The sequence below is a fragment of the Endozoicomonas elysicola genome (genome assembly GCF_000710775.1).
In the GTDB taxonomy this organism is placed as follows: domain Bacteria; phylum Pseudomonadota; class Gammaproteobacteria; order Pseudomonadales; family Endozoicomonadaceae; genus Endozoicomonas; species Endozoicomonas elysicola.
In genome coordinates this window covers 3,740,722-3,753,104 of record NZ_JOJP01000001.1, presented here as the reverse complement: position 1 = coordinate 3,753,104, position 12,383 = coordinate 3,740,722, and the positions used below count along the sequence as shown (strand labels likewise).

Here is a 12,383-nt window from a genome sequence, read left to right as displayed (position 1 = left end):
TGTTAGGAGGTAAGGCAGTTAACTGCCGAGCCCTCGATCCTAGAGAGAGGCAGGCTCACACGACGGATACATGAAAAGTGGTACCCAGCCCACGTATATCAGCTTGCCAGCCGTCGTTGATTCAGGTTCCAGTATCAGAACAGGTTCTATAACGAGTTTATTATTAAGTTCAAACAACCTGCTTGACTGCGGGAGTCATATCAACAAGTAAATCCAGGTGACGCCTACGGCGCACCTGATTTAGGCGTTAAGCATTTAGTCGAGTTTAGGAATGAATTCTAAGAATATAAGAGTGTTCAAATTTAGAGAAGGGAAAAAAATATAAGAAAAATATAAAGGAGAAAATATAAAGGAGAAAATATAAAGGAGAAAATATAAAGGAGAAAATATAAAGGACACCCATAAAATTATTTAACTAACCAGACAGCTGATCTATCTTTACTCCGACAATCATAAATTAAGCCGGAGTCACGATGACCACCGCTCGTAAAAACCTGATCGATACCGCCAGTACGCCTTACTACCACTGTATGGCTCGTTGTGTTCGCAGGGCTTTTCTCTGTGGTAAAGATGTATTCAGTGGCAAAAACTATGAGCATCGCAGGGAGTGGGTGGTTGACCGCCTGAAAGAGCTATCCGGAGTATTTGCTATTGAAGTGTGCGCCTATGCCGTGATGTCGAATCATTACCATGTGGTTGTCTTCATTAATCGTGAGTCTGGGGAGAGCTGGGACACCAAGACCGTGTTACAACGCTGGACAAGTCTTTTTACCGGGCCTTTGCTGGTACAGCGTTTTCTTTCCGGGGTATCACTGGATAAAGCGGAGTTGCTGCGGGTAGGGGAGTTTGCTGAAGAATACCGCTCTCGTTGAATGGATATAAGCTGGTTTATGCGTTGCCTTAATGAGCATCTGGCAAGGGAAGCGAATAAAGAAGATGGTTGCAAAGGACGATTTTGGGAAGGTCGCTATAAAAGCCAGGCTTTACTGGATGAAGCGGCGCTGCTGACCTGTATGGCGTATGTTGACCTTAATCCAATCAGGGCAAAAATGGCCAGGACGCCGGAAACGTCAGATTATACTTCCGTCAAAGAGCGGGCTACAAAAGCCAGTGGTGGTCGGTTCAGAAAACAGCATACTCACCTCAGACCCTTGCGTTCACAAGGGCAAAACCCGGAAACCACTATTCCTTTTGCCCTGAGCAGTTACCTTGAGTTGGTGGACTGGACGGGGCGTATCGTGCGGCAGGACAAGAGAGGTTCTATTCCAGAGATCCTCCCTCCCATTCTCTACAGATTGAAAATCGATCCGAATGAATGGCTGAAAACCATGAGTTGGAATAACCGTTTCCGTCGTGCAGTGGGTAGGCTGGGGGCTTTGAAAGTCTATGCGAGGCAGACTGGTAAACGGTGGCTTCATGGTATGTGCTGTAGTCAGTCTCTGTATCTACAATAGCAAAAGGCTGGAGCGCCTCCTAACCCCCTCCATTTCGGTAGATCTTGATCTGTAACGTTTAACTGGGTCTGTCGTTCACCTTTTCTCACCGAAGATCATCCTTTGACAAGATCATATTCGAGTCTTGCTGTATGGACGATGTTTCGCCATGTGTTGAGCCCCTGGGAATAAACTTGATTTTCTTGTGTGCTTTTTCTCTGTATTTAATGGGTGTCCTTTTCTTTTGCTTTTCTTTTTTCTCTTTTCTTTTTTCTTCTTTCTTTGGATCCGCCTCTGTGGCGTGCCTGATTGATGAGTTATAAGACCCTTATGAAATATCGATGTTGTCGCAAATTCAGGTATCCCAGGCTGTCTTTTAAGGCAAGCACTGCCGATGTAATCGGTATCGTATTTCTGGGTGGTTTTTTTGGCGGAATCCTCTATTTAATTGGCTGGGCTGTTTTTACTGCGTTAATGTCATCCATTGAAACCGGCGAGTTTGGAGATAGAACCTGGTATGGTGCTCGCCAGGGAGCAGGTTACCTGATGATACTGATAGCCCTGATTAAAGGAACTCCAATATTTCTAAAGACTCTAACCTTCTTTGTTAATTTCAAACTGAGAGTCGGTAGCACCTGCCGTTCCTGCGGCAACGAAGTGATTTACATTGATCTGCCTACAAAGGAAGACCCTTTTTAGCAAATTTAGTATGTGGATAGGTCACTACACTTTTGGCTGCACAATTTGCTATTTCTACCGGCGCCCTAGAGTCACGGTAAAATGAGGAGTTTCAGTTGCCAGAGTTGAAAACAATCGGATTATTCTTTGTAACCGCCATCGCAGAAATATTGGGCTGTTATCTGCCCTATCTTTGGTTAAAAGACGGGAAATCAGTCTGGCTTCTGCTGCCAGCAGCATGCTTTCTTGCGTTATTTGCCTGGTTATTGTCGCTGCATCCAACAGCCGCCGGTAGGGTATATGCCGCTTATGGTGGCGTCTATATTTTCGTAGCCATACTCTGGTTATGGGTCGTTGACGGTATTCGTCCAACCCTATGGGATTTGGTGGGTGTGTCAGTGGCATTGTCAGGCATGGCAATCATCATGTTTGCGCCCAGAAGCTCATAACAACGGGCATAAGCGTTATTCTCAATGCTGGCTAATGAAACATCAATGTTGGGGGAGCATTGTAATAGGTTTAGTCATTACTGGCTGGAAGCCGTTCACCTGGGCTGCAATGAGGCCTTCAGCCACTACCACCTTCTATGCAAATAATGCTCAAAAGCGGGCATCAGTCTTCAATACCTCTGAGTGCAATGGTAGATGTTTAGTCATCTGCAAGCGCAGTCTCTTACAACATAAAAAAATTGAGGATAAGAATGACCGAGCAATATAAAAGTATTGATCTCAAAGCTTTTGTTCCTTCAAAGGATTATGATGAGTCAAAGGCGTTTTATCGGGATGTGGGGTTTTCTATTGCCTCAGACTCTCAAGGTGTGGCTTTTGTTCATGATGGAGCCTGCAGCTTTTTGCTACAGTATTTTTATGTGAAAGAGCTTGCCGAAAATTTAGTCATGCATTTTCAAGTTGAGAATGTTGATGCCTGGCATAAAAGAAGGGTTGATAACGGAATATCTGAAAAATATAGTATTCAAATCTCCGAGCCAACAGATCAACCGTGGCAGATGAGGGATTTTACTTTTCATGATCCATCGGGTGTTTTATGGCGGGTTGGTCAAAATGTGTAGGCCTAACAAAGTGCAGCAACGGACTGTGTACTTCCCCTGTTTTAGTGGACACTATAATGCACCTTAAGTGATAGCCCTGCCGCAAGTATTATGTGTAAGTAACAATGAAATATCCGGGTAAAGCCAAGTAGCAAGACTCGGTAAGGCTTATTAAACTCTGGAGGGCATTATCTTGATGGGAGTATCGGCGTTGTGCTTATTCTGTTTTTTCTCTCAGGAGCTAAACTTTCACTTCGCGCCTTGATATTGCCCCAAAAAATCCGGTGAATAGAGCATAAGCTGCGTTAAACTCCTTAACTACCTCTAACACTTAATTTTCCAGAGCTATAAATCGATATCATGACGAGAAAAACACTGTCTTTGAAGGTGAAAAGAAATAAAAGCTCTAAACAAGGCGTTGAGGTGGTCAAGCAAGTCTCTCAAAGTGATCCACAGCAGCGGTTTTTAAACGGTGTAGTCATCAACCCCTCTCCGTGTATTCGTCTGGAATCTGGTTCTCAGCAATTCAGCACGCGGGCGATGGATCTCATCACGCCAATCGGAATGGGGCAGCGAGGTTTGATTGTTGCGCCACCGGGCTGCGGAAAGTCGACCCTTCTCAAGCATATTTGCCAGTCGGTGGGGAAAGCGTACCCTGAGATTAAGCTTTATGCGTTACTCATTGATGAGCGCCCGGAAGAAGTGACGGATTTCAAGCGCAGTGTGCCGGCAGAAGTGCACGCATCATCGTCGGATGAGCCCTATGAACAGCATGTTCGTGTGTCGAATAAGCTGCTTCGCAAAGCCCAGCAGGAAGCTGGCGAGGGGCATAATGTCATGATTGTCATTGACTCTCTCACCAGGCTCTCACGAGTGCACAATGCAGAGCGGAAGAACAGCGGGCGTACCATGTCGGGCGGGCTTGATGCCAGAGCGATGGAGGTACCACGAAAACTGTTTGGCGCAGCCAGAAAAATTGAGAACGGCGGGTCGCTGACCATTCTGGCGACCATTCTCGTGGATACCGGAAGCCGGATGGACCAGGTGATATTTGAGGAGTTTAAAGGCACGGGTAATATGGAAATCGTGTTATCACGTGAGATTGCGAATCAGCGGATTTTTCCCGCACTGGATATTGCTAAAAGCAGTACACGTCGTGAGGAGCTGCTTTTAAACCCGAAAGATCTTGAGAGAGTGAGGGTGTTGCGAAGAGCGCTTACCCATCTTAAACCGATTGAAGGCGCCAGAAAACTGGTTGAGCTGCTTGAGAAATACCCGACCAATGAAGCGCTATTGAACCGCTAGTTGCAGAAAAATGTAAGGTGGGATCGGGATTGCATCTGGCATGAATTCAAAATGAAAGGCCTGCCCCCAGTGTCCATCGGAATATTTTACAACAAGTCAGTAACGCCCAGCATCAGGCTATCTGGGGACTGTTGAGTTTGAATAAAAAATCAACAATTCGTGTCCATTTTTCGTGAGTAACACCAGTCAATATCCTGAGGAACGCGTTATACGGATTTGGCGCGATGTTCGATACTGATATTATGCAGGTGTTTACCCGTTGAGCAGAGACATATGAACCGTCGTAAAAAAGGCAATCAGATTTTAAAGGCACTTGCCAAACGATCTAAAGCCAAATTGGCACCCAAAAATAAGCCTAAATACATCAGCAAGGCTGACCGGGAGAAAATGGCAGTGGAATCCAGCCAGGATACCGCTGTCGTTGCTGAGAGCTGAGGTCAAACGTTGAAAAAGAACCTCGGGGGGGGCTGGAATCTGTCATTAATGAAGAAGCAAGTTCTTGCCTTGCCTCTGTAATCGTTTACCTTTCCCTTCAAGGTGGTATCGTTTTCAGCGTTAAGCAACTAAAGTTTTATCTTTTGAAAGATGAGATAACCGTATGCCAACTGCCAGAATAAATGGTATCGACCTTTACTATGAAGTTCATGGCAGTGGCCCTGTGTTGATGCTCGTTGCAGGCCTGGGCAGCGACTCTCAGAGCTGGTTACCGGTCATTGATGAACTTGCCAGACACTTCATGTTAATCCTCCCCGATAACCGGGGTTGTGGCAGAACCACGCCTCACGAGGTTGAAACCACCATTGAGCTGATCAGTGACGACTGTATGGCGTTGCTTGATGAGCTGGAAATACCATCTGTGATTGTTCTTGGTCACTCCATGGGCGCTTTTATCGCGATGGATTGTGCGGTTCGCTATCCCCAAAAGGTTTCCCAGCTGGTTCTGGAAGGGGCTTCAGCCTTTTGTTCCGCCAGAAACCGCTGGCTGCTGGAGGACTTTGGGGCTTACCTGAAGACCGGGATGGAGAGTGCCCAATGGTTTCGCAGCCTTTACTACTGGTTATTTTCTCCCCAATTCTTTGAAGATTCGCAGGTTGTTAATGAGGCTGTGCGATTGTCGGTTGAATACCCTTATCCCCAGAGCCCTGCGGCATATGCCAACCAGTCACGGGCGATAGCAGCCTTTGATTTCCGTAATCAGTTGCCTTCCGTTCGTCAGAAAACACTGATACTCCATGGCAAAAAAGATGTCCTCTTTCCACCAGAAGAGTCTATTGATGTTTTGCAGGCAATTCCCGGTGCCTGTGTTTCTCTGGTTGAAGGGGCTGCTCATTCGATTCACATGGAGTACCCGGCTGCATTTGTCGATCGCGTTCTGGGTTTTCTTGGGGCCGATTGAATTGCTGCAGGAAAAAATATTTTATCGTGTATTTGTATAAAAAGTATCGGTGCTTCAACGGTTGCAGCTGATCGATTAAAGTTGAGTACATTTAAGAATCTGCTTTTATGATTTCCATAAGAGCGCTTATTAAGTATTGATCATTAGTCTTTCTGAGATGTTGTCTACTTTATCAAATATGTCGTTGGCAATAATGAGGAAGTACGATGCTTGATCAATACATAATGCCTTCTTATGACTGGTCATCAACCATAGAAACCATCAAGGCAGATTCACCTGAAGGCAGCCAGATTATTAATTTTTTCTCAACAGATAAGCATTTCAGTCAGAGTGCTGAAGCGAGTCAATTTGTTACAGAATACCTAAATAGTGCAGAGCCTTTTGATATTGATGCTGAATTAATGGCTTATGTGTGTGAACAAATATCGCTGAATGGTGTTATTGCCGAAATGGGAGTGTGTACGGGGCGAACGATTAATTTCATCGCTGCTCTGAATCCACGCTCTACCGTTTATGGTTTTGATTCATTTAATGGATTACCGGAAGACTGGAGCAGGAATGACTTTCCACTGCCAAAGGGGGTTTTTGGCTATCACAACCCGGATGTTCCCCCCGCTGGTGTTGAATAATGTGCGCCTTGTCAAAGGGCTGTTCAGTGAAACACTGCCTGTTTTTGCCAGAGAGGTGCTAAAAGACCAGCCCATTGCACTGCTTCATATCGATTGCGACCTTTACCAGTCCACTGTGGATATTTTCAATGCAATAGGCCATCGCCTGGTGCAAGGCTCTATTGTGCTGTTTGATGAGTTATACAATTTCCCGAAATGGGAAGAACACGAAGTAAAAGCACTGCATGAGTTTTTAAATTGCTCCGGTAAAAAGGTGGAGTATTTTGCCTATAACACCTGCTGGGAACAGGTGGCGGTGAGATTTATTTGAGAAACGGTTACACTCCTCGACAGCCTGTTTCCTGAATAGAGTAAATCAAATTGGTGGTATTCGAGGAAGTTAATCCTGATGATGTTCCTGTTGAATTGCTTCTCGAGGCTGATCCCTCTGAGGCAAATATACAGTCTTATCTGAGTGGTGGCTGGTGCTTTGCTGCCAGGGAGCAGGATAGGATTGTTGGGGCCTGTATTGTTAAAACGATTTCAGACAGGTGCGTTGAGATTTTCAATGTGTCCGTCATGCCGGAGTTGCAGGGCAGAGGGATTGGAACGCAGTTGCTTAACTATGTGCTTGATGGGCTCGCACAACGATCAATCAAACGGGTGGAGTTGGGAACAGGTACGTTTGGCTATCAACTAACGTTTTATCAACGACTCGGGTTTCGGGTTTCTGATGTGATTACAAACCACTTTCTTGACCATTATCCTGAGCCCATTTTTGAACATGGCATTCAGCATAAGGACATGTTGCGGTTGTATTTGGATCTTGTTGATTAGTGCTGCTTTAACGACCGTGGCATGGGTTATGTGCAGATAATTACAGGTTATAGGGCCTGTGCCGAAATATCTGCTGGAACTATGGCTATGCATGATATATGTAAGTCTGTTAATGATATATGTAAGTCTGTTTGAGGAGTGGTAGCTTTTGCAGAAAATGCTTCACACCCTGTGAGCTATATGGATTCAGCTCTAAAGGTTAAGCATTGATTAAATGCTACAACAACTTTTAGTTGATAAGACCAGTCAGAGGTTCACATCTCAGAAAATATTAGCCTCTCAGGGATGATATAATGAGCAACAAAATATTTTTGGCAGGGGTTACTGCTTTATTGCTATCAGGTTCAGCAGTAGCGAAAACTGTAGATTCATCTTCATCAACGTGGACAGGGCAATATATTGGCTTTACGGGTGGTTATTCTCGAGGAGCCGCAGACCCGACAGCCAACGCCAAGGCTAATGGATATTTTATAACGACTGACCCAGGCCAGCTGGATCCGGTTGCATCTCATGATATAAATGCTGGTAATGTCAGTGGCACGGTGTTTTGGGGGGTAAACTGGCAGTTGGACAATATCCTCTATGGGGTTGAGGTTGATTTGTACCTGACTGATTACAATGAGCGATATCGTTCTGGAAATATTACCTATCTAACACAGCCTGCACACACCTTTGAGATAAACTCCAGAGTCAAATCGAACATAGCATTGAGTTTACGTCCTCGATTAGGTTATCTCACAGGCGATTCTCTTTTTTATCTTTCTCTGGGGCCGGTGCTCAGGCACTTTGAATATAACTTCAGGTTCACAGATACATTTGCATCAGAGTATGCTCAAAAGAGTGATCAGCAATGGTCCCTGGGTTGGGCTGCGGGCCTGGGTTTTGAGCAGCATTTGAAAGGGGCATGGTCTTTAAAAGTAGAGTATTTACATTCATCCTATAAGGGCATTGTTGATTTAGATAGCAGCCTCAGAACTGTCCCGGCAGATGGGTTTAAGCATTCCCTGGAATTTAAAGAACAGAGTTTTCGGGTCGGTTTTTACCGTAGGTTTTAGTGAAAAGAGTATCTTGAATCATTGATGCTATGGATGAATCGAAGAAGAATGACGGCATCTTAAGTGATGCCGCAGTTGGAGGTCATCGCTTTATACAGGCAAAAATCGCATTGCCAGCGTTTACTTCCAGTGGGATTATTTTTTCATAGTCATGCTCAAACGTATAAACCTCAAAGTAAGGGCTTAATAACCGTTCGAGCTCGCTGAAGCTGATGGCGACCATGGGGTGCTCATCCTGCCAGAACTGTTTCTCCTGTACTGTACTTTTCTCAATACTTAATCTCAGTGACTGTTTATCGCCAGTGCCGCAATAATTCCAGCCGGAGCTGAAGACGAAATGGCTGTCATCATAATCAACCGTGTGGCTCACCACAGAGCTGTTACTGATCATGGTTTTCTCAACAGCATTAAAGCAAAATAAGCCGCCCTTATTCAGTGCTGCATGAGCACTGGCAATACACGACCTGAGTCTTTCAATGCCATTGCTGTAATGAATGGAATAGAGAAAACAGGTAATCAAGTCCACAGGCTGCTCAACTATAAAGTCACACATATCCTGCAACACAAAATCGGCCTCAGGACAGCGCAGCCCGGCAATATCCAGCATGGGCTGGTTAATATCCAGACCACTGCTCTGATAACCCTTATTAATAAAGTGACGTACATGAGGTCCTGTGCCACAGGCAAGATCCAGATGTTTTGTGCCGTTATTACCGAATAGTTGATGGAGTCGATGCACGTAATCACTCTGGTCCTGATAGTTAATGTCTGCACACATTAAGTCGTAATAGCAGGAGAGATCCGTATATAAGGCATTTGAGGAAGCAGTAATCAAGCGCTGTTACCCGGAAAAAATTGGTGGCGCATACTACAACAAATTATTTTATTTGCGAATCCATTCATTCCACGTGATCTGTGGATTTATACTCTGTGAAGAGAGTCATGGAGTGGGCGATTTATCAGTCATTCCACCTCTGTCTAAGGGGGCAGATAGTGCTGATGTATTTGAAGGTTTTTTAACACTGATTGAATTCTTTTGAGATTGTGGTGTTAAATGTCGCTGGTCTTCTAGCTGTACCTCTATGATGTGTAGCCTTGGAGCACCGTAGAAAAATAACAGGGTTTTTCCTATAGCCAGGGATGAAAAAGCCCATAGATTCTCTGGTGAATGCATTGGTTGTTCATCACTTTCAGGAGCGTGGAATGAGCTTAATATTCAGAATGATCTATCTACTACTGGTATCTTTCTTCAAGCCAAGACTACCCGTCGTAAAACCGGAAAATTCGCTGATACTGAGAGTGCTCCCTAATGATCTGGATATCAATATTCATATGAACAATGGGCGATACCTGACCATTTGTGACCTCTCAAGAGTGGATATGTTTATCCGGACAGGTCTGGCCAGGACCATGCATAAGGAGGGTTGGATACCTGTAGTCTCTGAGCATACTATGAAGTATAAAAAACCACTGAAGCCTTTTCAGAAATATGAAGTGAAAATGAAGATTGTTGACTGGGATGATAAGAGCTTCCATATGCAGCACACTTTTCTGGTCAAAGACAGGGTGGTGGCGGAAGGTACTTCCCGCGGTTGTGTGCTCAGTAAAACTGGGGTGATTCCTCCTGATACTGTTATTCAAAAAGTCACAGAAAGGCTTGAAACAAAGGAAAGGTAGAAAGCTTTCAGTCACATGCTTTTTCTGGTGTGTTATTATTTGTTGAATGGTGGTGTTTGAAGCAACATGGGATGTTCTTTTTAACCAACAGGCTTTTGAGTAAGGCTCCAGTTGGCCACAGTAAAGGGAATTTATGATCCGGCTCTTGACTATGTTTCTTTGCTTCCAATCGGTAATTCATACTGATTTATCAAGCAACAATGTCTTTTTAAGTGTGCTTTTTCCTGCCGTTGCTTTTTTCTATTTTGTGTATCTTCTGGTTGCACCTACCATTTATCTGACTAAAAAGGGGCTGTATAAACGAGGGGAGAATGTGAGCGTTTTTACGCTATTTTTATTACTCACGGAGTTTTTTCTGGATACACAGGATAACTATTCTGGACAGTTTGGTTTTCTTGGGGTGCTTTCAAGGCCTACTGAGTTCATTGCAGCTACTGCTGAGGTATTATTAGCCATTTATGCTTATTATACTTTTTCCTTAATGATACTTGGTGCCATGATGTGAACTGGGGTGAAAAGAATACCGGAAAATCATGAAGCGTCTTATTGTGTCAGATATTTTTGGACTAACGGCGGCACTGGAAGAACTCATCTCGCTGATTCCAGGCAATGTTGAGCTGGTTGATCCTTATGATGGAAAAAACATGGGGTTTACTAGTGAATCTGAGGCGTATAACTGCTTCTGCTCCGAAGTAGGTCTGAACGCATACACTAACAAGCTGGCTGAAAAAATCGCGATTTCTGACCATCAGGTGAGCCTCCTTGGCTTCAGCGTTGGAGCATCTGCCATTTGGAAGTTTTCTGAGAAACCTGCTGCGTCAAGGGTTTCTGGCGCTGTGGGCTTTTATGGATCGCAAATTCGTCATGATTCCCACATCGAGCCAGCTTTCCCGATGTACCTGGTGTTTCCGAAAGAGGAAAAGCACTTTGCTGTGTCTGAGTTGATAGACGTGGTTGAGAAAAAGCAACATGTTGAGTTGCTACGGTCAGATTTTCTGCACGGCTTCATGAACCCCCACTCCTCAAACTATCATGATTCTGCTTTTCTCTATTTTTTGAGAGCGTTATCTCGTATTCCATCAAACCGTTGTTTCCGATCATTGAAAGAGCTTGTTTGTGCTCCAATATCAGAGAAGCAGCTATTTCAGTAGTGATGGGACAATTCAGTGAAAACCGCAGCTGAGACTCTCAGCCACGGATACCTGCCAATTTATACCTGCGTTGATAGAATCGCTTCGATAGTGTCGACCACCGCCTTATTTTTCTGTTGATTCAAGGCATCAGTATGTGGTGTTGAAAACTGTCCGATATCGTTATCGAAATAACGACCGGATGCCGTTGCAAACTCCTCCGACAGTGCCGCGCGACACAGGATATCCGCACCGATAGAGATATCGCCACCGGCAACGCCGAATCCTTCTTTTACCATCTTGCTGCCCAGTAGTGACCCTGGATTAATGGCAATAATCACTGGCCCGGATTCGCCCATGGATTCCGCCATTACATGAGACCATACAGTCAGCGCCAGCTTGCTCTGAGCGTAGGCGGTCAGATCGTCCTCTAACCGGACATCTCCGGTCAGGGCTTTCAGGTTGACTGGTGCCTGAGCCGCCGATGAGAGATTGATAACCCTGCTGGAAGCATCCAGTAATGGCATCAGTTGTCTGGTTAACAAATAGGGCGCAATGGCATTGACTGCAAACCGGACATCCAGGCCATCACGGGTAACCGGTTCACTGACTTTGAAAATACCTGCATTGTTGATGACCGCATCCAGTCGATGATGACGTTCCGCGATGGCTTTTGTCATGGCAGTCACATCATCCATGTTGGAAAGGTCAGCAAGGTAACTTTCAATAGCGCCATCAGTGGTCAGTTTTGCAAGCTGAAGTTCTGCCTCTTTCAGCTTGCTGGCACTCCGTCCATGAATCAGGACATGATGACCCATTTCAATCAGCGTCCGAGCCGTTGCCAGTCCGATGCCATCGGTTGAGCCTGTCACCAGTATCGTTTTTTTCATAATCAAATCCGTTAATAGCATCAGGTTCTTAATCGATTCTGCTCATTTCATTCAGTGTAAAGCTTTCCACGGCTCCCTCTGTCTCTTTCATATAAACTTTCAAGTGCTCATTGTTCATGTGTGCCTGCCAGAGAGCTCTTGATTCCCAGATCTCATAAAAGAGGAACACCTCCGGGTTTTCGTTGTCCTGATGCAGGTCATACTGAATACAACCCTTTTCCTGCCGGGTTGGCTCTATCAGTTTCAGCAGGGCCTTGTTTACCTGATCAATCTTTCCGGCTCTGGCTTCTATGCGTGCGACGATGGTTAATGGTTTGCTCATGACT

At 45.0% G+C, this 12,383-nt stretch carries 18 protein-coding genes; 15 read left to right on the top strand and 3 right to left on the bottom strand.

Annotated elements, in window-relative coordinates:
* Positions 1–473 precede the first annotated feature (473 nt).
* The 12 genes from GV64_RS25960 (at position 474) to GV64_RS15870 (ending at position 8,360) form a co-directional block, all read left to right on the top strand.
* The gene (locus tag GV64_RS25960) at positions 474–872 is read left to right on the top strand and encodes a transposase (protein WP_020583954.1); all 399 of its coding nucleotides are present in this window, start codon (positions 474–476) and stop codon (positions 870–872) included.
* Positions 873–1,454 (top strand): hypothetical protein, encoded by a 582-nt coding sequence (locus GV64_RS25955; RefSeq protein WP_020583955.1) that lies wholly within the window; start codon positions 873–875, stop codon positions 1,452–1,454.
* A gap of 291 nt (positions 1,455–1,745) precedes the next feature.
* Positions 1,746–2,132, top strand: coding sequence for a hypothetical protein (locus GV64_RS15905; protein WP_020583956.1), 387 nt, complete (start codon positions 1,746–1,748; stop codon positions 2,130–2,132).
* Positions 2,133–2,227: 95 nt separating this feature from the next.
* Positions 2,228–2,560 carry a YnfA family protein gene (locus GV64_RS15900; RefSeq protein ID WP_020583957.1) on the top strand — a complete coding sequence of 111 codons (333 nt, stop codon included), beginning with the start codon at positions 2,228–2,230 and terminating at the stop codon, positions 2,558–2,560.
* Positions 2,561–2,811: 251 nt separating this feature from the next.
* A complete protein-coding gene (locus tag GV64_RS15895) occupies positions 2,812–3,180 on the top strand; it encodes a VOC family protein (RefSeq protein WP_020583958.1) in 369 nt (122 codons plus the stop codon).
* 339 nt (positions 3,181–3,519) lie between these two features.
* Complete coding sequence (gene rho / locus GV64_RS15890; RefSeq protein ID WP_020583959.1) at positions 3,520–4,464, top strand: transcription termination factor Rho; 945 nt, start codon at positions 3,520–3,522, stop codon at positions 4,462–4,464.
* Positions 4,465–4,737: 273 nt separating this feature from the next.
* On the top strand, positions 4,738–4,899 hold the full coding sequence (locus GV64_RS24430) for a DUF2986 domain-containing protein (RefSeq protein ID WP_020583960.1): 162 nt from the start codon (positions 4,738–4,740) through the stop codon (positions 4,897–4,899).
* Between the two features lie 163 nt (positions 4,900–5,062).
* Entirely contained in the window at positions 5,063–5,860 is a 798-nt protein-coding gene (locus tag GV64_RS15885) for an alpha/beta fold hydrolase (RefSeq protein WP_020583961.1), read from the top strand.
* A gap of 206 nt (positions 5,861–6,066) precedes the next feature.
* On the top strand, positions 6,067–6,489 hold the full coding sequence (locus GV64_RS24830) for a hypothetical protein (RefSeq protein ID WP_051087835.1): 423 nt from the start codon (positions 6,067–6,069) through the stop codon (positions 6,487–6,489).
* Positions 6,446–6,799: a TylF/MycF/NovP-related O-methyltransferase gene (locus GV64_RS23905; protein ID WP_236632960.1), complete on the top strand. Its 354-nt coding sequence runs from the start codon at positions 6,446–6,448 to the stop codon at positions 6,797–6,799. The genes GV64_RS24830 and GV64_RS23905 overlap by 44 nt, the downstream gene beginning before the upstream one ends.
* Before the next feature lie 53 nt (positions 6,800–6,852).
* Positions 6,853–7,305 carry a GNAT family N-acetyltransferase gene (locus GV64_RS15875; RefSeq protein WP_026258468.1) on the top strand — a complete coding sequence of 151 codons (453 nt, stop codon included), beginning with the start codon at positions 6,853–6,855 and terminating at the stop codon, positions 7,303–7,305.
* A 293-nt stretch (positions 7,306–7,598) separates the two neighbouring features.
* Positions 7,599–8,360, top strand: a complete 762-nt coding sequence (locus tag GV64_RS15870; protein WP_020583963.1) for an outer membrane protein — start codon at positions 7,599–7,601, stop codon at positions 8,358–8,360.
* Between the two features lie 82 nt (positions 8,361–8,442).
* On the opposite strand, the gene GV64_RS15865 is transcribed toward GV64_RS15870, so the two are convergent.
* Positions 8,443–9,138: a class I SAM-dependent DNA methyltransferase gene (locus GV64_RS15865; protein ID WP_020583964.1), complete on the bottom strand. Its 696-nt coding sequence runs from the start codon at positions 9,136–9,138 to the stop codon at positions 8,443–8,445.
* Between the two features lie 425 nt (positions 9,139–9,563).
* Between GV64_RS15865 and GV64_RS15860 the strand changes: the two genes are divergently transcribed.
* The 3 genes from GV64_RS15860 (at position 9,564) to GV64_RS15850 (ending at position 11,188) form a co-directional block, all read left to right on the top strand.
* Positions 9,564–10,037: an acyl-CoA thioesterase gene (locus GV64_RS15860; RefSeq protein ID WP_152554088.1), complete on the top strand. Its 474-nt coding sequence runs from the start codon at positions 9,564–9,566 to the stop codon at positions 10,035–10,037.
* Between the two features lie 133 nt (positions 10,038–10,170).
* Positions 10,171–10,542 (top strand): hypothetical protein, encoded by a 372-nt coding sequence (locus tag GV64_RS15855; RefSeq protein ID WP_152554087.1) that lies wholly within the window; start codon positions 10,171–10,173, stop codon positions 10,540–10,542.
* Positions 10,543–10,570: 28 nt separating this feature from the next.
* On the top strand, positions 10,571–11,188 hold the full coding sequence (locus GV64_RS15850; RefSeq protein ID WP_020583967.1) for a dienelactone hydrolase family protein: 618 nt from the start codon (positions 10,571–10,573) through the stop codon (positions 11,186–11,188).
* Positions 11,189–11,247: 59 nt separating this feature from the next.
* Here GV64_RS15850 and GV64_RS15845 read toward each other — a convergent pair whose 3' ends face one another.
* Positions 11,248–12,057, bottom strand: a complete 810-nt coding sequence (locus GV64_RS15845; RefSeq protein ID WP_026258471.1) for an SDR family NAD(P)-dependent oxidoreductase — start codon at positions 12,055–12,057, stop codon at positions 11,248–11,250.
* Between the two features lie 28 nt (positions 12,058–12,085).
* Positions 12,086–12,379, bottom strand: a complete 294-nt coding sequence (locus GV64_RS15840) for a putative quinol monooxygenase (protein WP_020583969.1) — start codon at positions 12,377–12,379, stop codon at positions 12,086–12,088.
* Positions 12,380–12,383 lie beyond the last annotated feature (4 nt).

What these genes read in the sequence shown, in the direction of transcription:
- GV64_RS25960 (WP_020583954.1), top strand. Translation starts at nt 474, where the DNA reads ATGACCACCGCTCGTAAAAACCTGATCGATACCGCCAGTACGCCTTAC.
- GV64_RS25955 (WP_020583955.1), top strand. Translation starts at nt 873, where the DNA reads ATGGATATAAGCTGGTTTATGCGTTGCCTTAATGAGCATCTGGCAAGG.
- GV64_RS15905 (WP_020583956.1), top strand. Translation starts at nt 1,746, where the DNA reads ATGAGTTATAAGACCCTTATGAAATATCGATGTTGTCGCAAATTCAGG.
- GV64_RS15895 (WP_020583958.1), top strand. Translation starts at nt 2,812, where the DNA reads ATGACCGAGCAATATAAAAGTATTGATCTCAAAGCTTTTGTTCCTTCA.
- rho (WP_020583959.1), top strand. Translation starts at nt 3,520, where the DNA reads ATGACGAGAAAAACACTGTCTTTGAAGGTGAAAAGAAATAAAAGCTCT.
- GV64_RS24430 (WP_020583960.1), top strand. Translation starts at nt 4,738, where the DNA reads ATGAACCGTCGTAAAAAAGGCAATCAGATTTTAAAGGCACTTGCCAAA.
- GV64_RS15885 (WP_020583961.1), top strand. Translation starts at nt 5,063, where the DNA reads ATGCCAACTGCCAGAATAAATGGTATCGACCTTTACTATGAAGTTCAT.
- GV64_RS24830 (WP_051087835.1), top strand. Translation starts at nt 6,067, where the DNA reads ATGCTTGATCAATACATAATGCCTTCTTATGACTGGTCATCAACCATA.
- GV64_RS15870 (WP_020583963.1), top strand. Translation starts at nt 7,599, where the DNA reads ATGAGCAACAAAATATTTTTGGCAGGGGTTACTGCTTTATTGCTATCA.
- GV64_RS15865 (WP_020583964.1), bottom strand. Translation starts at nt 9,138, where the DNA reads ATGTGTGCAGACATTAACTATCAGGACCAGAGTGATTACGTGCATCGA.
- GV64_RS15860 (WP_152554088.1), top strand. Translation starts at nt 9,564, where the DNA reads ATGAGCTTAATATTCAGAATGATCTATCTACTACTGGTATCTTTCTTC.
- GV64_RS15855 (WP_152554087.1), top strand. Translation starts at nt 10,171, where the DNA reads ATGATCCGGCTCTTGACTATGTTTCTTTGCTTCCAATCGGTAATTCAT.
- GV64_RS15850 (WP_020583967.1), top strand. Translation starts at nt 10,571, where the DNA reads ATGAAGCGTCTTATTGTGTCAGATATTTTTGGACTAACGGCGGCACTG.
- GV64_RS15845 (WP_026258471.1), bottom strand. Translation starts at nt 12,057, where the DNA reads ATGAAAAAAACGATACTGGTGACAGGCTCAACCGATGGCATCGGACTG.
- GV64_RS15840 (WP_020583969.1), bottom strand. Translation starts at nt 12,379, where the DNA reads ATGAGCAAACCATTAACCATCGTCGCACGCATAGAAGCCAGAGCCGGA.